Source organism: Solirubrum puertoriconensis, from assembly GCF_001483135.1.
In the GTDB taxonomy this organism is placed as follows: domain Bacteria; phylum Bacteroidota; class Bacteroidia; order Cytophagales; family Hymenobacteraceae; genus Solirubrum; species Solirubrum puertoriconensis.
The window spans coordinates 42,711-64,609 of record NZ_LNAL01000008.1 but is presented as its reverse complement, the minus strand read 5'-3'; the positions used below and the strand labels follow the sequence as shown (position 1 = coordinate 64,609).

The window sequence follows — 21,899 nt, the reverse complement described above, 5'->3', positions numbered from 1 at the left end:
TTCCATATAGTTGAGCTTGCTTTGCGATGAAGTAGGCTGGCTGCGTAGGTCAGCTAGCAACGGTTGCCTTATTATTAGGTGCTGCCAAGGCTGCATTGCCTTGGCAGCACCTAGGGTCCTAGCCCCGCCAGCGGCCGAACTTACCCGCTTGGTAATCGTGATAAGCCTGCTCAATCTCCTGCGGCGAGTTCATCACGAAGGGTCCGTACGACACAATAGGCTCGTTGAAGGGCTTGGCGTGGCCCAGTAGTACCACCGCGTCGGCAAGCGCCTCAAGTTGAAGCTCGTCGCCGTCGTGGTTGAACTCCGTAAGGCGCAGGGCCTCGGTCTCTTGCCCATTCACGCGTAGCTTGCCGCGTACGGTATAGAAGAAAATGGTGTGTTCGGCCGGAATGCTGAGGTGCAGCTTAGCACCGGCGCGTAACTCGGCCCAAGCCAGGGCAACAGGCGCCAGCGGCTGCACGGCGCCGGTGGTGCCCGCCCACTCGCCCGATACGGCGTGCAGCGTTACGCGGCCTTCGTCGAGCGACGCCTGCGGAATATCGGGAGCTTGCAGGCCAATGTAGCGCGGGGCCGTCATTTTGTGCTTAGCGGGCAGGTTAACCCACAGCTGCAGAATCTCGAGCGGGCCGCCTTGCCGCTTGAACTCCGCCGACGATACCTCGGCGTGGATAAGCCCCGAGCCGGCCGTCATCCACTGAATACCGCCCGCATTAATCACGCTTTCGTGCCCGCCGGTATCCTTGTGCATGATGTCGCCCTCCAGAATAAACGTTACCGTTTCGAAGCCGCGGTGCGGGTGCGGGCCAAAAGGCAAGCCGCGGTTGTTGGGTTGGTAGGTTTGCGGCCCGTGGTGATTCAGAAACAGAAACGGATCGAGATGCTCGACGGACTGCGTGGGCAGCGCCCGGTAGGTTATCAGATCATCGATGGGGGCGCTAAGCGCGCGGTGCTGTTGCTTGATGGTGCGCATGGTTTATGCAAAGTAGGAGTGATGGCTGCCTGGGGCAGCTTGCCGCTGAGAAGCAACAAAGGCGTATTACAATTAATGGGCTGTGCGGGTTTTCGTGCAGTTGGCGAGTAGCAGCTTATTGTCGAGCTGCTGCCTACATTTGCGGTGCCACCCGCCCCTTTTCTTCAAGTATGACTTCGTACGTTACGCGTGGTTTTCTCGACCTCGCTTACCGCCCCGATCTGCACATTGTGGTGGGCCGCTGGTTGCGGCAGATAAACTTAGAAGAACTCAAGCAGGGCTACCTCGATATGCTCGAGTTGGCTGCTGCCCACCAGTGCCCATACTGGCTGCTCGATGCCCGTCGGCGCGTCGATACCGACAAGGATGCGACCGGCTGGATGCTGAGCTACTTTGCTCCGCAACTACCGCTGCGCCTAGGTGGCCAACGCTCTTACCTGGCGTACCTGGTGGCTCCTACGCACCTGCGCGACGTGGCTTCTGATGCGAACTTTCCGCCGGTCAGCTACTTTCAGGACAAGCCCTATATGTCGAGCCGCTTTACCGACGAGGCCCAGGCCGTAGAGTGGCTGCTTAGTTGCCAGCAGGCGCCGGCAACTAAGCATACCTAGGGTGCGAGGCTGCGGGCTGCACAACCATTCGGTGTAAGCGGCTGTTTATGCTGCTTGTATCCGATTTTTTACGGTTTGTATGACAGCAGCCTTGTTTTCGCCGCTCACGCTGCGCGGCGTTACCCTGAAAAATAGAATTGCCGTGTCGCCGATGTGCCAATACAGCAGCACCGACGGCTTTAGCAACGATTGGCACTTGGTGCATCTCGGCAGCCGGGCCGTAGGCGGTGCGGCCCTCATCATCCTAGAGGCCACGGCCGTATCGCCCGAAGGCCGCATCACCCCCGATGATTTGGGCATCTGGAAAGATGAGCATATTGCCGGTCTGCAGCGCCTCACCGCGTTCATGGAGGCCCACGGCGCCGTGCCCGGTATTCAGCTGGCCCACGCCGGGCGCAAAGCCAGCCACAGCAGCCCCTGGAAAGGCGGCACGGTAGTACCCGAAAGCCAAGGAGGCTGGCCCACGGTGGCGCCGAGCGCCCTGCCCTTCAGCCCCGAAGAGCCCGCCCCCGTGGAGCTCGACTTAGCCGGTATTGAAAAGGTAAAAGCCGATTTTCGGGCCGCCACATGGCGGGCCTTGGATGCTGGCTTCAGAGTGATTGAGTTGCACGCTGCGCACGGCTACTTGTTCCACGAGTTCTTGTCACCGCTCAGTAACCAGCGCACCGACGCTTACGGCGGCTCGTTCGAAAACCGCATTCGGCTGCTGGTAGAGGTAGTAGAAAGCACACGCGAGCTGCTGCCCGCCGATTACCCGCTGGTGGTACGCATTTCGGCTACCGACTGGACCGAAGGCGGTTGGTCGGACGACGACTCGGTGGCCCTGGCTCAGGTGCTCAAAACCAAAGGTGTCGACCTGGTCGACTGCTCTACGGGCGGCAACGTGCCCGCGGCTGCTATTCCCGTCGGCCCGAATTACCAGGTGCCGTTCGCCGAGCGCATCCGCCGCGAGGCCGGCATTGCCACCGGTGCCGTTGGCCTGATTACTACTGCCGCCGATGCCGAGCAGATTGTAGCCAGCGGCCAAGCCGATTTGGTGCTGCTAGGTCGCGAGCTACTGCGCGACCCGTACTTTCCGCTGCATGCCGCCGAGAAGCTAGGCGCCGAGGTGGAGTGGCCTAACCAGTACGTGCGCGCCAAGCCACGCCGGCGGTAGCGCGAACTTTAATTCGCGTTCTTCAGATAGGAAAATCTAAACGGCCCAAGGCAGACGCCTTGGGCCGTTTAGATTCTTTATAACGCTGTTGTTCTGGCAAACGCGGACTGAAGTCCGCGCTACAGCGCGCTAGTACCGTTCAATATCAAACGCATTCAGGATTTGCAGCATCATGTCGGCGGCTGCGGGGCTGCGTTTGTAACGGGCCTCAAACTCGGGCGCGGTTTGCAGCTTGCCTAGGTATTGCACAAAGGCACTGGCCTGCAGGTGCTGCACGGCGGTGCGCAATTCCTCTTTGCGTAAGCTGCGCAGCCACTGAGCGTAGGCGGGCGTAATGCGTTGGGCTTTGGCGCGTTGGCAAAGGGCGGTGCATTCGCGCTGCAACGGAGCCTCGGCCGTCGCGGTAGCGGGCTGGGCCATGAGGCGCTTCATCAAATTGGCTGCGGCATCGGCTAGGGTTAGAAACTCTTGTTCGGGGCCGCTGCTGGCTGTTGGGGCTGTGGTGCTAGGTGCTTGTGCCTGCGCAGCCGGCGCGGCACCTAGGGTAAGCAATAGAGCGAAGGAGATAAACAGAAGCTTGCGCACAACGTCAACAAAGGGCAGGTGAAGGCCGCAAGTTACGCACTAGCCACGGGGCCTTAAGTGCGGCGGGCGCAAGCGTACCCAAATAACGCCGGCAAGTAGCCCATGCAGCCTAACTTAGGCAGCCGAAGTCTTTGCCTCGCCTTGCGAGGCGCTTTCCTTACCTGCATTGTTCCACATGAAACATCAACTAGCCCTTACGCGGGTAGCTGCTGCGGCCTCGGTACTTGCCTTGGCCGGTTGCGCTGCCAGCAATACGGCCAGCACCACCGCTGCTAGCGCCACCAACTCCGCCGCCACGGCCGCTGCTTCGGTGAGCACCGAACCCGAAATCAAAGGTCGCAGCATCAACCCCGCCGATATCGACAAATCGGTGTCGCCGTGCGAGGACTTCTTTCAGTACTCGGGCGGCGTGTGGCTGAAGAACAACCCCATTCCGTCGTACGCCTCAAGCTGGGGCCCGCGCAACCTGTTGCAAGACCGCAACCAGGCCCTGATGCGGCAGATCTTGGAGGAAGCGGCGGGCAACAAGGGGGCGCAAAAGGGCACGAACCTGCAGAAGGTGGGCGACTTCTACGCCTCGGCCATGGACACCGCGGCCATCGAGGCGGCGGGCCTGAAGTACCTGCAGCCCGAACTCGCCCGCGTCGCCGCCATCAAGGACTTGAAAGCGTTGCAATCGGCTATGGCCCGGCAGAAGATGTTGCAGGTGGGCAGCTACTTCCGCGCCGGCGTCGAAATTGACGACAAGAACTCGACGCAGTACATCGTGGGCATGAACCAGGGCGGCCTCACGTTGCCCGACCGCGACTACTACCTCAAGGACGATGCGCGCTCCAAGAGCATCCGGGAGGCGTACCGCACCTACTTGCGTAACATATTTAAGCTGCTCGGCGACAACGAAGCCACGGCCGCCCAGAACGCCACCGCGGTAGAGCGCATCGAAACGCGCCTGGCCAAAGCCTCGCGTACCCGCGTGGAGCTGCGCAACCCCGAGGCCAACTACAACAAAATGACGGTGGCCGCTGCCGCCAAGCGCTACCCCAGCCTCGATTTGCCGCGCCTGCTTGCCGAGCTGCAGCTGAGCGCCGCCAAAGAGGTAAACGTAGGCCAGCCGGCTTTCTTTGATGAGCTAAACGCCAGGCTCAAGGCCGAGCCCCTAGGTGACCAGAAAACTTATTTGCGCTGGCACCTGGTGCGCTCGGTAGCCGGCGCGCTGCCCAAAGCCTACGTCGACGAGACGTTCCGCTTTTCGCAGGTGCTGGGTGGGGCCAAAACCCAAACGGTGCGCTGGAAGCGCATGCTGGCCTCGACGGATGCCACCCTGGGCGAGGCTTTTGGCGAGCTGTACGTAGCCAAGGCCTTCTCGCCGCAGGCCAAAGCCAAAGCGCTGGAGATGGTAAACAACATCAAAGCGTCGATGGCCGACCACATTCGCTCGAACACTTGGATGAGCGAACCAACCAAGCAGGAAGCCCTGAAAAAGCTGAACGCGCTGCGCGTGAAAATTGGCTACCCCGACGTGTGGAAGGACTACTCGGCCCTCAGCATCTCGCGCGAGTCGTACCTGAAGAACGTGCTGGCCGCCCGCGCGTGGGAGTACCGCGACAATGCCCAGAAGCTCGGCAAGCCCATCGACCGCAACGAGTGGGGCATGACGCCGCCTACGGTAAACGCCTACTACAATCCGCCCATGAACGAGATTGTATTTCCGGCTGGGTACCTGCAACCGCCCTTCTTCGACCCCGAAGCCGATGACGCCGTGAATTACGGCGCTATTGGGGGCGTAATCGGCCACGAAATCACCCACGGCTTCGACGATCAAGGCCGGCAGTACGATTCGCAAGGCAACCTGCGCGACTGGTGGACCAAGGAAGACGCCGCTGAGTTTACCAAGCGCGCCGCAGTGGTGGGCACGCAGTACTCCGCTTTTCAGCCCCTCGACTCAGTATTCGTAAACGGCAAACTGACCATGGGCGAAAACCTGGCCGACTTTGCTGGCCTGACGGTGGTGTATGGCGCCCTGCAGAAGCAGCTGCAGCAGAAATACGGTAGCAACCCGCGCCCCAAAATCGACGGCTTTACGCCCGAGCAGCGTTTCTTCCTGGCCTGGGCGCAGCTGCGCCGCACCAACATTCGGCCCGAAGCCCTGCGTCAGCAAATCCTCACCGATCCGCACTCGCCGGGGCAGTACCGCACCATCGGGCCGCTGATGAACATGCCGCAGTTCTACGAGGCTTTTGGCTGCCAAGAAGGCCAGAAGATGGTACGCGCCCAAGCCGACCGGGCCAAAATTTGGTAAGCCATTGGCTTGTTGATAAAAACGCAAAAAAAGCAGCTTGATAGTACCAAGCTGCTTTTTTAGTGCCGAGCTTGTTGCCAAGCTGTGCTACAAAACCCGGCATTAATACCGAACTTAGAAGCGCGGGGCTTTACCCCATCGGAAGCTCCGCGCTTTTCCCCGTTCGTTCACTGTTGTCATTACCATCCCACGCATGACACACAATAAGTACCTGCTGCTGGCTGCCGGCGCGCTGGCCAGCTTCCTAGGTGGTTGCGCCTCCTCGAGCAGCACCACGCAAACGGCGGCTGCCGCTGCCCCCACTGCGGCTACGGCCACCGCTACTACCACCGAGCAGCCCAGCGTACCCGGCGTAGGCCTCGATGTTGCAACCATCGACAAATCAGTATCGCCTTGCGACAACTTCTTCCAGTACGCCTCGGGCACTTGGCTGAAGAACACGCCCATTCCGGCCGCCGAAACCTCGTGGGGTTCCTGGAACACGCTCATCGATAAGAACCAGGCCCTGATGCGGCAGATCTTGGAGGAAGCCGCGGCGAACAAGAGCGCCGCAAAGGGCACGAACCTGCAGAAGGTGGGCGACTTCTACGCCTCGGCCATGGACACCGCGGCCATCGAAGCGGCGGGCCTGAAGTACCTGCAGCCCGAACTCGCCCGCGTCGCCGCCATCAAGGACTTGAAGGGCCTACAAACCTCGTTGGCGCGCCAGCAAATGCTGCAAACGCGCTCGGTGTTTGGCCTAGGTGTAAACCAAGACCGCAAGAACAGCACCCAGTACGCGGTGTATCTCTCGCAAGGCGGCCTTACGTTGCCCGACCGCGACTACTACCTCAAAGACGATGCACGCTCCAAGGGCATTCGCTCGGCCTACACTACCTACTTGGTAAACACCTTCAAGCTGCTCGGCGACAACGAGGCTACGGCCAAGAAGAACGCCGAAACGGTGATGCGCCTTGAAACGCGCCTGGCTAAAGCCTCGAAGGACCGTGTAGCCCTGCGCGACCCGTACGCCAACTACAACAAAATGACGGTAGCCGAAGCCGATAAGCAGTTCGGCAACTTGGCTATTCCGGCGGTGCTGCAGCAAGTGGGCCTAGGTGCGGCCAAGGAGGTAATCGTGGGTCAGCCCGACTTCTTCAAGGACGCCAGCGCCGCCATGAAAGCCGAACCGCTCAGCGACTGGAAAACCTACCTGCGTTGGCACCTCACCTCGAGCATGGCTTCGGCGCTGCCCAAAGCTTATGTAGATGAGTCGTTCCGCTTCCAGCAGGTGCTCACGGGTGCCAAGCAGCAGCAGCCCCGCTGGAAGCGCATGCTGCGCTCCACGGATGCTTCGCTGGGCGAGGCGTTCGGCCAGCTGTACGTCGACCGCGCTTTCACGCCCGAAACCAAGCAGAAGGCCTTGGAGATGGTGGGCCACATTAAGGAGGCCATGGCCGAGCACATTCAGCAGCTCGAGTGGATGAGCCCCGCTACCAAGCAGGAAGCCCAAAAGAAGCTGAACTCCTTCACGGTGAAAATCGGCTACCCCGACAAATGGAAGGACTACTCGGCCCTCACGATTTCGCGCGAGTCGTACCTGAAGAACGTGCTGGCCGCCCGCGAGTGGGAGTACAAGGATAACGTGCAGCGCTACGGCAAACCCATCGACCGCTCGGTGTGGGGCATGACGCCGCCTACCGTAAACGCCTACTACAACTCCTCGCTCAACGAGATTGTGTTCCCGGCCGGCATCATGCAGCCGCCGTTCTTCGATCCGAAAGCCGACGACGCCGTGAACTACGGCGGCATGGGCGCGGTAATCGGCCACGAAATCACGCACGGTTTCGACGACCGCGGCCGCCAATCGGATGCTGAGGGCAACCTGCGCGACTGGTGGACCAAGGAAGACGCGGCCGAATTCCAGAAGCGCGCCGATTTGGTAGGGGCGCAGTACTCGGCTTTCCAGCCGCTCGACTCGGTATTCGTGAACGGCAAGCTGACGATGGGCGAAAACCTGGCCGACTTTGGCGGCACCGCCCTGGCTTACTCAGCGCTGCAAAAGCAGCTGAAGGCAAAATACCCCAACGGCAACGCGCCCCGCTACGATGGCTTCACGCCGGAGCAGCGTTTCTTCCTGGCGTGGGCGCAGGTATGGCGCACCAGCATGCGCCCCGAGGCCCTACGCCAGCAGGTACTAACCGACCCGCACTCGCCGGCCCAGTTCCGCGTGAACGGCCCCCTCATGAACATGCCAGAGTTCTACCAGGCGTTTGGCTGCAAGGAAGGCGACAAAATGGTGCGCCCGCAAGTAAGCCGCGCTAAGGTGTGGTAAGCTGCCCTTGGCCTAGGTGCCATAAGCAAAACGGCTGGTCTGCAGGGTGCAGGCCGGCCGTTTTGCGTTACAGGCGCTTCGGCAGCTAGGGAACCACCGAGAGTTTTACGTTCTCGAATGTGCCCGACAACGATAAGTTACAACGGCGCAGCTGCGTGTGGTTGGTGGAGGTGGAAGTGGAAGTAGGGTCGTACACGCCGGTAAACTGCGCCGTGTAGGAGCCGCTGATGAGCTTCCGCTCGGCATCGTAGTGGCTGATGGTGAGCGTGCCGGTGGTGGGGTGGTCGTCGCTGCTGAGGATGGAGGCACTGTAGCCGCTCGGGGTAATGCGGCGGTACAGGTAGCGCGAGTACACGGCGCCGGTGTTCGAGTCGAGCGAGTAGGTGCCCACGAGGTTGCTGGGCATCTGGCGCGGATCAAGCTTCAGGTTAATGTAATCGGCGCCCGCAGCGGGCCCGAAGCACAAATACATTTCTTGTGAAGTGCGCGCGGCTAGGCTCTCCATGGCACCCGATGCGAAGGTGGTGTCGCGGTGGGTGTTGTCGGCCGTGAAGTGAAAGCTGCGCTGCATACCCAACTCAACGGCCGGGTCGGGCTTGGGTTTTACGGAGTCTTTGGAGCAGGAGGTAGCCGTGAGCAGGGCAGCGGCTGGCAGCAGGAGTAGAGCTAGTGTTTTCATGCGCAAAAAGGTGTTGAGAGCAGACGCTGCCGAAAGCTCGACAGCTGCTGAGTCAAGTCTCGAAAACAATGCCAGAAGCCCGCGCAGCGCCTCACATGATGATGTGAGTACCGTTTCGGACGGGTTGCCCTAGGTGCCAACAGTTGCCGCACAGCGCCCACCCAACCGTACCGCTGCGCGTATACCGGCCTTGGTACAACTGCCCTCCAGCCATGCCCCTGCACCCCCAGCTCGCCGAAAAGCTCAGCAAAACCTACGAGCCCTCCAGCACCATCGACGACCGTTTCCGCGGCCTCGACATCACGTTTGTTACCAACGACCTAGGCGAGCCGGTTACGCTGTTTGTCGGCCAGCGTCGGCCCGATGGCGCCATTGTCGGCGAGCGGTACGTGCGCACCATTAAGCGCGTGCCCGGGAGCCAGCAAGTACAGGCCAGCCATTGGGATTTGAAAGGCAAAGTAACGCGCGCCTAGGTGGCCGGAGCAGTACGCAACTAGCAGCAACACGCCTTCGGGCTCGCAACCGGCTGATGCTAGCGTGATGACGCACAATGCCCGCTGGTGCAGAGCGTTATGGATAGGTATTCGCTTCCGCTTTGTCACCATAACGCCTCTATTACTATGATTAAACCAACGTTGGGGTACGCGCTACGCGTGGCCCTTTTCGCAATACCGGCGCTTCTGTGCCTTTCTCCGGCTTCGGCGCAGCAAAAACCGCAACTAGGCAGCGAACTCATGGCGCTGTTTCGGCCCAGGTTCGACCCCGCCACGTTGCCCCGCAAGGCGGTGTATTTTATCGACGGCAAGCTGACCGAGCGCACTGCCGCTACCCAAATTGCCCCCGACGATATTGATGAGATCAGCTCATTGCGCGACGCGGAGGCAGCAGCCCTTTTGCAGCGCGAGGGGTTTAGCAGCAGCTTGCTATGGCCCATGTCGCCGGTGGTGGTGCTTATCACTACCAGGCAAAATGCCGAGCAGCCGGCCGTGCGCGCTTTCGTGGCACGTCATCGGCCACCCACCCGGGGCTGGATGCGCAGCTGTATGCCTACACCAAACAGCTTTACGAGAAATTCATAACCGGGCAGCCCATTACCGAGCAGGAGCTGGCTGGCCGCCTGCTCTACATCGATCAGCAGGTGGCCACACCGACCCAGCTGCGCGCCCTAACCGCCTCGCGTTTCAAGGGTGTATCCGTAATCACCGGCCACCCCGAGCTGCTGCAAACATATGGCGAGCAAGGCCGCAACGGCATCATTCGGGTATATACTAAGTAGCCCGTTATTAGCCGGGGCCACCTAGGCGAGTTGGCCTTCGGCGTGCAACCAATCCATAATGATCTGATCGACGGGCGACACGTGGGGGCGGTCGTGGTAGCGGAGCCACACCACTTCTTCGATTTCGGCGGCGGGCTGCAGGGTGCCTTCGTAGCGGGCGGCGTAGCACGTCATCTGCACCCGAATGCCGGTGGCGTGGCCGTGGGCCTGTGCAGAGAAAGTACCTAGGTGCTGCAGGCTGTCGGGGTCCAAATTAACGGTAAGCTCTTCCTTGATTTCGCGCAGCAGCGTTTCGGCGTCGGTTTCGCCGGCTTCGCGCTTGCCACCGGGGAAGTAGTAACAATCCTTGCCGCGGCTGCGGGTGCTGAGTACGCGGCCTTCGGCATCGAGCAGCAGCCAGGCAATTTTGTCGATAGTCTTCATGCGCGGAGTGGGGTAGGAGCAAGCAAAGGTACCTAGGGCTGGCGGCGTGCAGCAAGGCAGTAGGTAGTACTGGCCCAACCACTGGGCGCGGCCGGCGTACAGCAGGAAAGCTGCCGGTGTAGGGCCGCAGCCCCCCGAACTTTAATCCGACCACGATAATGAACATCGACCAAAACCAACCCAAGAGCACTCCCAACGAAACCGACGAGCAGAACAGCCGCCAGGAAGCCCAGCAGCAAAATAACACGCCCGGTGCGGCGCCGCAGCAAGCCAACGGCGGTGCGCCGGCCAGCACCCAAGGCAACATGGGCGACGGCGCCGGCCAGCGCGGTGGCTACGGCGACAGCGACCAAACCAACGGCATGGAAGGCCAGATCGACGACCAAGCGGCCCTCGACTCAGACCAGGAAAGCAGCAAGCGCGGCTAAGCCACCTAGGTGTTAAAAGTGCCCATACGGCCCGGTTGCCACCAGCAGCCGGGCCGTTGTTTTGGGCCGGTGTCCCGCGGTTTATTGGGTACCTTGCGGCGCCAATTGTTGCCTGTACCACCCCTCCAGAAAGCTTTTAAAGTGAAAGTCCGGCGTTCCGCTTCTGTCCCTCGAAAACCCTCCGTATTTCCGGCCGAGAACGTGTTTGAGCGTTGGGATGCCGCTCAGCTGGCCGCTTACCCGCACGAGCTGGAACAGTGCCGTTTTGTGGGCTGCGACTTTTCGGGCGCCAACCTCAGCAACCTGATGTTTATCGATTGCCTGTTCGAGCGTTGTAACCTGGCCTCGGCCACCCTCGCCAACACGGCATTGCAAAATGTAGCGTTCAGTGAGTGCAAGCTCTCAGGGCTGCAGTTTTCGGTGTGCCGCGACATGCTTTTTGGCGTACACTTCGAGCGGTGCCAGCTGCATTACGCCTCGTTTGCTGGCAAGCGCATGCCGCGCACGCGTTTTGAGCATTGCGCCCTGCATGATGTCGACTTCACCAACACCGACCTCACCGAGGCCGCGTTGCAGGAGTGCTCGTTGGCGGGCGCGGTGTTCGAGCACACGCAGCTTGCCGGCGCCGATTTCACCACGGCCACCAACTTTATCATCGATCCTACGCTGAATTTCCTGCGCAAAGCCCGCTTTAGCACGGCCGGGCTACCGGGCCTGGTAAGCCAGCTGGGCATTGTAATTGAAAGCTAAGCTGAGCGTCGAAAAACATTCGGCCTAGGTGGGCAGTTGTTGGCCCATTGTTCGGCAACACAGGCTCGCTGAGCCGCGCTACCCGAAGTACTGCATACACCGCTATGAACCTGCTAGAAGCACTGAATTGGCGCTACGCCGCCAAGCGCATGAATGGCCAAGCCATTGAGGCCGAGAAACTAAACAACATTCTGGAGGCTACCCGCCTGTCGGCTTCGTCGATGGGGCTGCAGCCGTACACGGTGCTGGTGGTGGAGAACTCCGCCATGCGCCAGCAAATTTTCGAGAAAGCCTGCAAGCAGCCCCAAGTAATAGAAGGCTCGCACGTGCTGGTGTTTGCCGCCTGGGCCGACGTAACCGAGCAGCAGGTAGATGATTACCTGAGCCGCATTCAGGAGGTGCGGGGCGTGCCGGCCGAGTCGCTGGCCGATTTCCGCAAGGCCATGCTGGGCGGCGTAGTGGCTACCAAGTCGCCCGAAGAGCGTTTTCAGTGGGCTGCCCGCCAAGCTTACATCGCCCTAGGTACTGCCCTCACGGCCGCCGCGGTAGAGCAAGTTGATGCCACGCCGATGGAAGGCTTCAACCCCGCCGCCCTCGATGAGCTGCTGAACCTGTCGGCGCAAGGCCTGCGCAGCGTATCGTTGCTGGCCTTGGGCTACCGCGATGCCGCCAACGACTTCCTGGCCAGCGCCCAAAAAGTGCGCCGCGCCAAAGAGAAGTTCTTCGTTCAGATATAAGTTTAGGTCTGGGGTATCAAGGCTTAGAGATAAGTACTGCATACCTGCGCAACGGCCCGGCTGCAATTAGCAGCAGGGCCGTTGTTTTTGGTACCGCGGGTTGGGCTACTTGGACATGGTTGGGCGCAATGCGATAAGTATCAGCCTCCATACGAAAATTCTATATTGAGGCTCCATTATCATCTCCCAATCCATCCAATCATGAAGTATGCTTACCTAAAGTCGGCTCTGATGGGCCGGCTAGTCGCAGTAATCTTAGTAGCTCTATTCGCGGCGCAGCCCTTGGCAGCCCAGCGCAAAGCGGCGGCAACATTGGCCAACGGTACGCCCACTATCACTACCTCCGATGGCGTGAAACTTTACACTCACGTAGCGGGCAAAGGCATGCCGTGCGTGTTTGTGCACGGCGGGCCGGGCGCGGGCAGCTACGGCTTCGAGGCCCTAGGTGGTAAGTCGCTCGAGAACACCTTTCAGATGATTTACCTCGACCAGCGGGGCAGCGGCCGCTCGGCCAGCGACCCTAACGGCAACTACAAGCTCGAGCGCTTGGTGCAAGACCTTGAAGACCTGCGCCAACAGCTCGGCCTGGAGAAATGGGTGCTGATGTCGCACTCGTTTGGCGGCACCATTGCCACGGCCTACGCCAGCAAATACCCCGAGCGCGTGCAGGCCATGGTGCTGGTAAACAGCATCCTGAACCTGCCTGCCACCATGGAAACCACCGCCACCTACGGCTACAACCTGCTGCCCGAGGCCGGCCGCCCACCCCTCGACCCGGCCATGCCGTTGCCCCAGCGCTGGGGCATGGTAATGGGCATGCTGGGCCAGCAAAAGCTCATGGGCAAGCTGATGTACGTAACCGATACGGCCGCCGCCCGCGCCAGCAAAGTGGTGCGCAGCATGCCCCTGAACCAGGACTTTGCCGCCGCCGTGTACAAGCTACCCGACTACGTGCAAGACTTCACGCCCGCCTCGGCCAAGCTGCAGGCGCCCGTGCTGGTGCTCACCGGCAAGGAGGACTACGTCACCGGCCCCGAGCACTACAAGTCGTTTAAGTTTCCGCAGCAGCAGGTGGTGGTGCTGCCCGGCAAGCACTATCCCTTCCTCGAAAACAACAAAGAGTTCCAGGAAGCCGTGGCGGCCTTTGCCCGTAAGCTGCCGCGTAAAGCCTAGGGGTTGCTGCAGCGGAAAGGACAGGCAATTGATACTTAGTGATATAAGCTAACCGCGGAGTTGCTGCATAATTCGGCGATACGCGGCGTTTAGCCGTATTGGTCCGTAATTTGCGCCCGCAAGCAGCGCAACCCCATCCGCGAGGCGGAGCTGTTTGCACTGCCCTTACTGGCTTTACCCCACTCTATGAACAAACTCCTCCTCCTGTTCCTCTGCCTGATATTTGCCGTAGCCGATCCGGCTTTGGCAATGGCCGAGCCTGCTGCACCGGCTGCCACCGAGGCCGTGCTCGAAACCGAAGCAGTAGCTACGCCGCCCCGCGTACCGCGCCCCAGCTACAAGCGCTACAGAGGCAACAGCCGCCGCAAGTACCGCCGCAATATCTTTCGTCGTTGGTCGGCCAAGCGCCGTGCCAAGCAAAAAGCCAAGAGCACGCCCCGCCGTGGCGTAATCACGGTTGAGCCGCCGGTGCGCAACTAGTAATGCTCAGCGAATTCGCCTACAAAAACCGCCTGCTCCCCCAAGGAGCAGGCGGTTTTTTTGTGCTACACAGCCGAAACCCTGGATACCAATGCTTGGCTTGTTAGGACAATACCTTGGCCAGAGCAGGTAGGATGCACGTAAAGGCTATCGGAAGCATGCAATTTTTAGTACGCGCTTCTTTTTGCATTGTTCTGCCGAATCCTCGCTATATTAGTGCTAACACGCGCCATCTATTGCACATTTCGAATCACGAATTGCTCACGCCTCTTGTTTAATCAACAAAAAACCACATTCGACATGCGCAAATTTCTACTCCTGTTTCTTTGCACCCTAATGGCGCTGGTTGAGCCAGCCGAGGCACTAGCCGAGGTAGCACTGGCCGCCGTAGCTACTACTGAAGCGGCTGCCGGCACAGCGGCCGAGACCACTGCAGAAACCCTGGTGCCGAGCCCCAGCTACAAACGCTACAAAGGCAACAGCCGCCGCAAGCGCGGCCCCATTGCTGCCATGAAGCGCTGGGTAAAGCGCCGCAAAACCCGCCGTAAAATTCGTGCCGCCAGCAAAGCCAATCCCAACAAGGGCGGCTCGCGCAAGGGGGTAATCACCGTTGATAAGCCCGTACGCAGCAAATAAGCTTGCTACGCTGCGCATGCCCTAGGTATCGGCCGCTCCCGCACAGCAGGAGCGGCCGATTGTTTTTGGAGCGTTTAGCGGTTGTAGGTGCGGGTCCGGATGAGGTAGCGCGTGGTGTTGATGTCCTGCCGGACGCGCAGCACCAGCTTGCTCTTGGTGTGCTCTTCGATGGTGAACGTGCCGCCGCCCTGCAGCTGTAATTGGTTGTCGGTAATCCAGTAGCTGAATCGGCCTACTACTGTGCCGTTGTTGTAAACGGTGTAGAGGTGGTCTACTTCGTCGAAGTTGATGGCGTGCAAGCCGGTGCGGTAAGGCATTAAGTAAGTGCTCAGGATCTGGTTGTTTTCATCGAACATGTCCTGGCGCTCATCTATGCCTTTCCAGTCGCCCTCGAGCTTGGGAGCAGGTTCGGGGGTTGGTTTTTTGTGGCAGCTGCTCAGGGCAATGCCCGCCGCCAAGGCTAGGTAGGAGAGGTGTTTCATGCAACAAAAGGGGTAGGGTGGCGAGGGCAAGAGGCCCAACCAGCACTTGAGGGTTGCATGGCGCAGCAGCAAGTGTTGGGCTTTGCGCGCCCGATTAGCTACACTTAGTTTTCGATTTGCCCCGGCAGGCCCAACTTTGCGTAGAAGTATCCCACACCTGACCAGCTCAGCCCATGCCAACATCCCGGATCGAACACGATTTTCTTGGGGAACGCACCCTTCCCAACGACGTTTACTACGGTATTCAAACCCTGCGCGCCCTCGAGAACTTCGATATCACGGGTATTCCGCTCCGGGCCGAGCCACTGTTTGTGCAGGCGCTCGGGTACGTGAAAAAGGCCGCTGCTTTGGCCAACCGCGACCTAGGCGTGCTCGATCCTACTATTGCCCGCTACATTGCCGAGGCCTGCGACCAAGTAATTGCCGGCCAGCACGACAATCAGTTCCTGACGGACATGATTCAGGGCGGGGCGGGTACCTCGGTGAACATGAACGCCAACGAGGTAATTGCCAACGTGGCCCTGGAGCTGATGGGCCGAAAGAAGGGTCAGTACGATTTCTGCCACCCCAACAATCACGTCAACTGCTCGCAGTCGACCAACGACGCCTACCCCACGGCCTTCCGCATTGCTCTCAACAACAAGCTGGCCGGTTACCGCGACGAGCTGGCCATGCTGGCCGATGCCTTTGCCGCCAAGGGTGAGGAGTTTCGGAATGTGCTGAAAATGGGCCGCACCCAGTTGCAAGACGCCGTGCCCATGAGCATGGGCGACGAGTTTAAGGCCTTTGCCACCAACCTGCGCGAAGAGCTGCTGCGCATCGATGATTCGCGCCACCTCATCAGCGAAATCAACATGGGCGCCACGGCCATTGGTACCCGCGTAAACGCCCCCAACGGGTACGCCGAGCTGGTAACGCAGCACCTGCGCGAGCTTACCGGCCTCGACCTGGTGCTGGCCGGCGACCTGATTGAAGCCACCTACGATACCGGCGCCTACGTGCAGCTCTCGGGCGTGCTGAAGCGCACGGCCGTGAAACTTTCCAAAATCTGCAACGACTTGCGCCTGCTATCCTCGGGGCCCCGCGCCGGCTTGTTCGAGATTAACCTGCCGCCGCTGCAGCCGGGCTCCAGCATTATGCCGGGCAAGGTAAACCCCGTGGTACCCGAGGTGGTAAACCAAACCGCGTTCTACGTTATCGGCGCCGACCTTACCGTAACCATGGCCGCCGAAGCCGGCCAGCTGCAGCTGAACGTGATGGAGCCGGTAATTTCGTTTGCGCTGTTTACGAGCATCTCCTACATGAGCCGCGCCTGCCGCACCCTGCGCGAAAAATGCGTGGTGGGCATTACGGCCAACGCCAAGCACGCCGAAGACATGGTACGCAACAGCGTGGGCATTGTAACGCAGCTCAACCCCGTGCTCGGCTACGAAACCTCGGCCGAAATAGCCAAGGAGGCCCTACGCACCGGCAAATCGGTGTACCAGATTGCCGTAGCCGAGCGCCATTTGCTCACGCAGGCCAAGTGGGATGAAATCTTCACCTTCGAAAACCTCATTCGCCCGCACTTTATTCAGTAGCCGCTTATGGCTGTAAACAGCAAGCCGGCCGGCAGCCACGTGGTTGCCGGCCGGCTTGCTGTTTACGGGCTGCCGATGCCTGCCCGGGCTGGATAAAACCAATTTGGGCGGCATGAGTATGTGATGCGCGGTATGCTGATTTGTGTTATCTACTGGCTATATGCCAGATAGTTATAGCACAATCATGTCGGGGCAACATAGTGCGATAGGCGCCGCGGCGGTGTAGAATTGCATCAACAACACGCCCTCACAACCTACCGCTATGAAAACTTACCAATTGCCCGCTCCCCAAGCCATTGCCCACGCGCTACCCACTGCCGCTGGCTCGCGAACCTACCTGCCGCATGTGTTGGTGGGGTTGCTTGCCCTAGGCGGCGCATTGGCCGCGCAGCCGGCCCGCGCGCAAGAAACCCAGCCCGTAACCGTGCAAAAGGTTGATGACGTGAGCTTTCGGGTGCGCGTGAGCAATCCGCGCCTGCAACCCGGCCGCCTAGAGGTGCAGAACCTAACCAATGGTCAGGTGCTCTTCAGTCAGGAGTACACCGACAAAGCCTACGGCCACCGACTCAACTTTAATAACCTGCCCGAGGGGCGCTATGCCATTCTGGTGAAGGCCGATAAGCTGCAGTACCGCTACACCTTGCGCCTGCAGGATTGCGGTGCGCAACGGGCCGTGGCCGTGCGCAGCATTCGGGTGCGGTTGGCAAAGCAGGCCCAAGGCTCGCTGGCAGTGGCACCCGCCACGGCCCGCCACGCAGCGGCGGGCATGTAAGCCGCCTGCATTTCCTTCCCCCGGGCCCCGTTGCCATTCGCCTAAGCCAAGTGCCTAGACGAATGGCAACGGGGCTTTGACTTGTGCCGCAAAACTGAACACCGTGCCCAGTACCGGACACGTTATGGCGAGGCCTGGAAAGTTGATGTGTAGTTAATATTCTGATAAACAAACAATTATAAGTTTGGCATCGGGATTGGGAATATAGATTGGCTGCTATGCTAAGGCTGTCCGGAACTGCACACCCACCATAAGGCAGCCGCAGCCTAGCCCAGCACCAGCGCCCTGCATAGGGCGTGCATTGCTCAACTCAAACACATCAACCCTTTTACCCTACTACCCCGCTATGAAAACGTTCTTCCCTTCTGTCCTCCGCCGCCAATTGCCAACCGCCAGCGCTGCTACGGCTGCTCGGGCGGCGGGTGCTTATGCCTCGCGCATGCTACTAGGCCTGCTTACCCTAGGTGGCGCCTTGGCTGCTGCGCCAGTACAAGCCGCGCCGGGGCAGTCCGTTCAGCCCGTTGCGCTGGAGCGGGTTGATGCCGTAAGCTTTCGGGTACGCATCAGCAACCCGGCCGCGCAACAAGGGCAGGTACAGGTGCTTAGCCTCGCAAGCGGCAAAACGCTCTTCAGCGAAAACTACGCCGCCCCGGCCTACGGGCACCGCTTCAACTTTGGGGTGCTGCCAGCAGGCCGCTACGCCATTGTGGTGAAAGCAGGCGAACAGCAGTACCGTTACACGCTGCAGCTGCAGGCCGATGGGCAGTACCGCACGGTGGCTATGCGCAGCATGCGGGCACGCCTAGGCAAGGCTAGCTTAGGCTCGCTGGCGGCTGCGCCGGCTGCTTGCACAGTGGCCGGGCTGTAGAGGCGCCCGGCCGTGTTCGGCCCGCTCTCGGCCCTGGTGGCGCATGCCACCAGGGCCGAGAGCGGGCCAATGCGTTGCTACATGTCGGTGGGCTCGGCGGCTGGCACAGGAGCCAGCAAAGCATCGGCCATGGCTTTCAGGTCGAGGTCGTCGACAAACACATCGGCCACCGTGAGCACCGAAAACAAGTAGCGCTTTAGCTCGGCAGGGTTGGGTTGCTCGTGGCGCAGGGCGGCCTGCACCAAGTGCAGCGACAAATCGGCCAGCACCAACTTTTTGCGCTCCAGCAAATCAATTTCGGCTACGGCCGTGCTTTCGGTAAGGGCGTGTGCCTGGTGCACCAGCTCCAAAATCTGGTCTTTCATCGGATTGAGGCTCGGGTTTGCAGTAAGGTAGCAGGATTAGCCCTAGATGGTGCTGGGTACCGCCTCAGTAAGCAGCTTGTAGTACACCATGGTGCTTTGCAACTCGCCAGCCTCGTTGCGCACGTAGGCGGGTATTTCGCCGGCCAGCGTGTAGCCCATTTGCCGGTACAGCTGCTCCGATACGTCGCCGCGGCGGGTGTCGAGCACCAGGGTGCTGCGCTGGTGCTGGTGGGCGTGGGTTTCGAGGGCTTGCAGCAGGGCGCGGCCGATGCCTTGGCGGCGGTAATCCGAGTGCACCAGCAGTTTGCTTACCTCGGCCCGGTGCGGCGCGTTGGGCTTAGTAGCCAGCACCAGCTGCACGGTGCCGCACATGCGGCCATCGGGCGCTTCGGCTACCAGCAGCACGGTTTCGCCGGTTTCCAACGAGGCCTGCACGCCGGCCCAATATTGCGCGGCTAGTGCCGGCGGCAGCGGGTGCAGGTAGCCTACCGAGGCGCCGCTGGCCACGGCATCAATTAATAGCTCGCGCAGGGCTGCTAACCTGGGGCGTACGTCGGCGGGGGAGAGGGCCCGAATGTTCATGGGCGCAAACAACGGCTGCGGGGGGCAAGGTAGCAAATGCCCGCCGCCCTAGGTACCGGGTTGCCGTGCGGGCAATGAACACCGGGGGTGTAGCTCGACGCTGCGGTAATTAGCTGCTTTGCTTTACATTAGAGAACACTCGCTCTCTCTACACTACCTCTGCCCGCTATGCTACCCTACGCCGCCGTTTTCCTGCACATACCGTTCGGGCAACTGTTCCGCACTACGCTGGTTACGGTGCCTTTTGTGCTCGTGTGCTTGTTTGTGCTATTGCTGCTGCGCAACGCGGCCGCCGATCCGCCAACAGGGCGCTACAAACTAATTCACGGGCTCAACTTCTTTGCTCTGCTCTACGGCGCCTATTGGAACTCCAACCGCGACGAGGCCTGGCTACCGGGCGTGCTGCTCTGCCTGCCGGTTATTTTCCTGGTGCTGGCCTTGCTGCTCAACCGCAAGCCGGCAGCTAATGGTACGCCTGCTGCCCCGCCGGCTCCGGCTACCAACCCGCCAACATCGGCTAGCCCCAACGGCGCTCCGCTAGTCTAAGCACCTAGGGCACTTAGTAAAACAGCAACGCCTCCGCACCAGTGCGGAGGCGTTGCTGTTGGTTGCTGTTGATAAGAGGCGAAGCCTGACCCTTAGCGCATGGCTGTGGCGCTGGTACCTAGGGCCACGGTGCGCGTGGTTTGCAAATCCAGCTCGTAGCGGTGCGTTTCGCTGCCGATGCGCACTACAAATGCGTATTGGCCATCGGGTAGGCTGCCCACGTTGATTTTCTCGCCGAACGAGGGGCGCGAGCTGCTGCCTTGGTACAGCACGTTGCCGTCGCGCAGGCGCACGAGCTGCACTTTGGCCGCTCGTTGGGCGGGGTTGCTTACGCGCACCAGGTAGGTAAAATCGGCCACCTTATCCACGTACACGGGCTGCGCAGTGGGCGATTGGGCCATGGTGGGCTGAGCGAAACCCAGGCCAGCGAAGGCAGCCATCATCAGTACTCGGGGGGCGGTTTGCAGAAGCGTTTTCATAGTAGGTAGGGTTGGAAGTGGGTTGGCGGGTTTCCGGTGCCAAGCAGCTTGCCTGGCGTTCGGTTTAGTAGGTGCTAAATTACTCCCAATCGTTGCCTGCTTGGTTTCACACAATGATGTGATGAGTTCTGAAAACCAGCTTTTTAATGCGCTTTTAGCGCTTGCCTAACCCTTTCATGTGGTAGCTCGGCACGCAAGCACCGGCCCGTACTCAAACACCACGGCCCGGCTGCGCTGCGCAACCGGGCCGTGGGCATTTGGGCTGGGGCTGGTGGGGCTTACCACGAGCCGCTGTTGTCGTTGGTATCGTCGAAGCCGCCTCCGCCGGTATCATCTGACGAAAGATCGTCGTAGGCCGAGGCATCGTCGTTGGCGAAGTAGTCGGCCGAGTTGTCCTGCAGGGCTTCGTCGCTGAAGTAATCGGGAGCGGCATCGGGCCCTAGGTCGTTGGCACCGCCAGCGCCACCTAGGGCGGCAAAGCCGCCACCTGCGGCGCCGGTCGCCGGGGCAGTGGGCAGCGGTGGTGCGCTGCCGGCACCTAGGTCGTTGCCGGCGGAGTCGTGGTGGTGGTCGTGGGCGGAAGCCATGCGGTTGCCCAGGTAAGCGCCGGCTGCGGCCGCCGCGCCCGTGAGCAGCGCGCCGCCCATGCCGCTACTCATGCCACCGCCGCGGTTGGGGTAAAAGTCGGGGGCGGGTTGGTGCATGGGGGCGCGGCCGTAATTACCGGCTTGGCTGTAGCCACCGGTAGCGCCGTAGCCCCCGCCAGTGCCGTAGCCACCATTTGGGCCGGCCGGGCGGTTGGGGTAGAAATCGGGCACCGGGCCTTGGGCAGTAGCTGGCGTTTGCTTGCGCCGAAACCGCCGCAGCAGCAGCCAAATGCCACCGCCCAGTACCAACGCCCCCAGCAGCATGCTGCCCATGCCCAGCCCTGGGCTAGCGGGTGCAGCCGCAGGCTGGTTGTTTGGCGAAAACGGTTCGTTGCCGTAGCTGGGCGGGGGCGTTTGCAGGCTGCCGCTGCCCGCGCCGGCATCGGCACCCAGGCCCGGGTTGCTGCTGAGCGGGGCGGTGCTGCCTGCCGCGGCAGCGGCATCGGGCTGCTCGCGGCGCGGCGCCGACTCGGGGTTGGCCGCTAGCATTAGTTGGTTGAGCCCGGCGCGCAGCCCGGCAAAGTAGCGGCCTTGCTTAAACTCGGGCGTCATTTGCTGGCCAATTACGCGCTGCGTCAGCTCGGGCGTAATCTGCTGGCGCAGGCCGCTGCCGGCTTGTATGCTCACTTGCCGCTCTTGGCCGGCCAGCAGCACCACCACGCCGTTGTTTTGTGTGCGTTGGCCAATGCCCCAGGCCTCGCCTAGGTCGCGGGCGTAATCGGCTATGGAGCGGCTGCCCAAGGTGGGCACGGTTACCACTACTATTTGGGTGCCGGTGTTGTCGGCGTAGCGGCGCAGGCCGCGCTCCAGGGTGTTGGCGTCGGCTGGGCTGAGCAGCTGCGCCTGATCAGTTACGAACTTAAAGGGGGAGGGCCGCGGCGGCAGCTCATCGGGCGGCGCGGCTAGTAGTGGTTGGCCCCAGCCAGCTACCACCAGCAAGCAAATCATCAGAAAGCGGTACATCGGAGCATCAGGGGTTTAGAGCCGCGGAGCACGTCCGGGCTGCCTGTGTTGTACGCCTTCGGGTTGGGTGGGGTGCATAGCCGCCACGCAATGTG

Annotated in this window: 25 protein-coding genes; 16 read left to right on the top strand and 9 right to left on the bottom strand. The window is 60.9% G+C overall.

The genetic code is table 11. The annotated features are described in order from the left end of the window. Nucleotides 1–118 precede the first annotated feature (118 nt). Nucleotides 119–973: a pirin family protein gene (locus ASU33_RS14380; RefSeq protein WP_059071562.1), complete on the bottom strand. Its 855-nt coding sequence runs from the start codon at nt 971–973 to the stop codon at nt 119–121. 170 nt (nt 974–1,143) lie between these two features. Between ASU33_RS14380 and ASU33_RS14375 the strand changes: the two genes are divergently transcribed. Beyond that, nucleotides 1,144–1,584, top strand: a complete 441-nt coding sequence (locus ASU33_RS14375; protein WP_059071561.1) for a hypothetical protein — start codon at nt 1,144–1,146, stop codon at nt 1,582–1,584. Between the two features lie 79 nt (nt 1,585–1,663). Beyond that, nucleotides 1,664–2,740, top strand: a complete 1,077-nt coding sequence (locus ASU33_RS14370; protein WP_059071560.1) for an NADH:flavin oxidoreductase/NADH oxidase — start codon at nt 1,664–1,666, stop codon at nt 2,738–2,740. A gap of 129 nt (nt 2,741–2,869) precedes the next feature. On the opposite strand, the gene ASU33_RS14365 is transcribed toward ASU33_RS14370, so the two are convergent. Further along, complete coding sequence (locus ASU33_RS14365) at nt 2,870–3,325, bottom strand: hypothetical protein (protein ID WP_059071559.1); 456 nt, start codon at nt 3,323–3,325, stop codon at nt 2,870–2,872. 175 nt (nt 3,326–3,500) lie between these two features. Here ASU33_RS14365 and ASU33_RS14360 point away from each other — a divergent pair, with 175 nt between their 5' ends. Both ASU33_RS14360 and ASU33_RS14355 read left to right on the top strand, forming a co-directional pair. Continuing rightward, the gene (locus tag ASU33_RS14360; RefSeq protein WP_059071558.1) at nt 3,501–5,624 is read left to right on the top strand and encodes a M13 family metallopeptidase; all 2,124 of its coding nucleotides are present in this window, start codon (nt 3,501–3,503) and stop codon (nt 5,622–5,624) included. A gap of 193 nt (nt 5,625–5,817) precedes the next feature. Beyond that, on the top strand, nt 5,818–7,938 hold the full coding sequence (locus tag ASU33_RS14355) for a M13 family metallopeptidase (RefSeq protein WP_059071557.1): 2,121 nt from the start codon (nt 5,818–5,820) through the stop codon (nt 7,936–7,938). Nucleotides 7,939–8,023: 85 nt separating this feature from the next. Here the strand turns inward: ASU33_RS14355 and ASU33_RS14350 are convergent, their stop codons facing one another. Then, nucleotides 8,024–8,617: a hypothetical protein gene (locus ASU33_RS14350; protein ID WP_059071556.1), complete on the bottom strand. Its 594-nt coding sequence runs from the start codon at nt 8,615–8,617 to the stop codon at nt 8,024–8,026. 212 nt (nt 8,618–8,829) lie between these two features. Here ASU33_RS14350 and ASU33_RS14345 point away from each other — a divergent pair, with 212 nt between their 5' ends. Both ASU33_RS14345 and ASU33_RS14340 read left to right on the top strand, forming a co-directional pair. Then, entirely contained in the window at nt 8,830–9,090 is a 261-nt protein-coding gene (locus ASU33_RS14345) for a hypothetical protein (RefSeq protein WP_059071555.1), read from the top strand. Between the two features lie 452 nt (nt 9,091–9,542). Beyond that, entirely contained in the window at nt 9,543–9,893 is a 351-nt protein-coding gene (locus tag ASU33_RS14340; RefSeq protein ID WP_059071554.1) for a hypothetical protein, read from the top strand. A gap of 21 nt (nt 9,894–9,914) precedes the next feature. Here ASU33_RS14340 and ASU33_RS14335 read toward each other — a convergent pair whose 3' ends face one another. Next, nucleotides 9,915–10,316 (bottom strand): NUDIX hydrolase, encoded by a 402-nt coding sequence (locus ASU33_RS14335; protein ID WP_059071553.1) that lies wholly within the window; start codon nt 10,314–10,316, stop codon nt 9,915–9,917. Nucleotides 10,317–10,474: 158 nt separating this feature from the next. Here ASU33_RS14335 and ASU33_RS14330 point away from each other — a divergent pair, with 158 nt between their 5' ends. The 6 genes from ASU33_RS14330 (at nt 10,475) to ASU33_RS14305 (ending at nt 14,520) form a co-directional block, all read left to right on the top strand. Beyond that, a complete protein-coding gene (locus ASU33_RS14330; RefSeq protein WP_059071552.1) occupies nt 10,475–10,744 on the top strand; it encodes a hypothetical protein in 270 nt (89 codons plus the stop codon). A 201-nt stretch (nt 10,745–10,945) separates the two neighbouring features. Then, complete coding sequence (locus ASU33_RS14325) at nt 10,946–11,494, top strand: pentapeptide repeat-containing protein (RefSeq protein WP_059071551.1); 549 nt, start codon at nt 10,946–10,948, stop codon at nt 11,492–11,494. Nucleotides 11,495–11,598: 104 nt separating this feature from the next. Next, nucleotides 11,599–12,231 carry a nitroreductase family protein gene (locus ASU33_RS14320; protein WP_059071550.1) on the top strand — a complete coding sequence of 211 codons (633 nt, stop codon included), beginning with the start codon at nt 11,599–11,601 and terminating at the stop codon, nt 12,229–12,231. Nucleotides 12,232–12,432: 201 nt separating this feature from the next. Further along, nucleotides 12,433–13,404 (top strand): alpha/beta fold hydrolase, encoded by a 972-nt coding sequence (locus ASU33_RS14315; RefSeq protein ID WP_059071549.1) that lies wholly within the window; start codon nt 12,433–12,435, stop codon nt 13,402–13,404. Between the two features lie 186 nt (nt 13,405–13,590). After that, complete coding sequence (locus ASU33_RS14310; RefSeq protein ID WP_059071548.1) at nt 13,591–13,884, top strand: hypothetical protein; 294 nt, start codon at nt 13,591–13,593, stop codon at nt 13,882–13,884. Between the two features lie 300 nt (nt 13,885–14,184). Further along, the gene (locus tag ASU33_RS14305) at nt 14,185–14,520 is read left to right on the top strand and encodes a hypothetical protein (protein WP_149867238.1); all 336 of its coding nucleotides are present in this window, start codon (nt 14,185–14,187) and stop codon (nt 14,518–14,520) included. 74 nt (nt 14,521–14,594) lie between these two features. Here the strand turns inward: ASU33_RS14305 and ASU33_RS14300 are convergent, their stop codons facing one another. Continuing rightward, nucleotides 14,595–15,002, bottom strand: coding sequence for a hypothetical protein (locus ASU33_RS14300; RefSeq protein ID WP_059071546.1), 408 nt, complete (start codon nt 15,000–15,002; stop codon nt 14,595–14,597). A 173-nt stretch (nt 15,003–15,175) separates the two neighbouring features. Here ASU33_RS14300 and aspA point away from each other — a divergent pair, with 173 nt between their 5' ends. The 3 genes from aspA to ASU33_RS14285 all read left to right on the top strand — a co-directional run bounded on the left by aspA (nt 15,176) and on the right by ASU33_RS14285 (nt 18,222). Further along, entirely contained in the window at nt 15,176–16,582 is a 1,407-nt protein-coding gene (gene aspA, locus ASU33_RS14295) for an aspartate ammonia-lyase (protein WP_059071545.1), read from the top strand. A 262-nt stretch (nt 16,583–16,844) separates the two neighbouring features. Then, nucleotides 16,845–17,354, top strand: a complete 510-nt coding sequence (locus ASU33_RS14290) for a hypothetical protein (protein WP_059071544.1) — start codon at nt 16,845–16,847, stop codon at nt 17,352–17,354. A gap of 346 nt (nt 17,355–17,700) precedes the next feature. Next, nucleotides 17,701–18,222, top strand: a complete 522-nt coding sequence (locus tag ASU33_RS14285) for a hypothetical protein (protein ID WP_059071543.1) — start codon at nt 17,701–17,703, stop codon at nt 18,220–18,222. Nucleotides 18,223–18,299: 77 nt separating this feature from the next. Here ASU33_RS14285 and ASU33_RS14280 read toward each other — a convergent pair whose 3' ends face one another. Continuing rightward, the gene (locus ASU33_RS14280) at nt 18,300–18,587 is read right to left on the bottom strand and encodes a hypothetical protein (protein ID WP_059071542.1); all 288 of its coding nucleotides are present in this window, start codon (nt 18,585–18,587) and stop codon (nt 18,300–18,302) included. A gap of 42 nt (nt 18,588–18,629) precedes the next feature. After that, on the bottom strand, nt 18,630–19,169 hold the full coding sequence (locus ASU33_RS14275; RefSeq protein WP_059071541.1) for a GNAT family N-acetyltransferase: 540 nt from the start codon (nt 19,167–19,169) through the stop codon (nt 18,630–18,632). A gap of 168 nt (nt 19,170–19,337) precedes the next feature. On the opposite strand from ASU33_RS14275, the gene ASU33_RS14270 reads away from it, so the two are divergent. Next, the gene (locus tag ASU33_RS14270) at nt 19,338–19,715 is read left to right on the top strand and encodes a hypothetical protein (RefSeq protein ID WP_059071540.1); all 378 of its coding nucleotides are present in this window, start codon (nt 19,338–19,340) and stop codon (nt 19,713–19,715) included. Nucleotides 19,716–19,807: 92 nt separating this feature from the next. Here ASU33_RS14270 and ASU33_RS14265 read toward each other — a convergent pair whose 3' ends face one another. Both ASU33_RS14265 and ASU33_RS14260 read right to left on the bottom strand, forming a co-directional pair. Further along, nucleotides 19,808–20,194 (bottom strand): hypothetical protein, encoded by a 387-nt coding sequence (locus ASU33_RS14265; protein ID WP_059071539.1) that lies wholly within the window; start codon nt 20,192–20,194, stop codon nt 19,808–19,810. Nucleotides 20,195–20,472: 278 nt separating this feature from the next. Further along, a complete protein-coding gene (locus ASU33_RS14260; protein ID WP_059071538.1) occupies nt 20,473–21,804 on the bottom strand; it encodes a TPM domain-containing protein in 1,332 nt (443 codons plus the stop codon). Nucleotides 21,805–21,899: the final 95 nt, after the last annotated feature.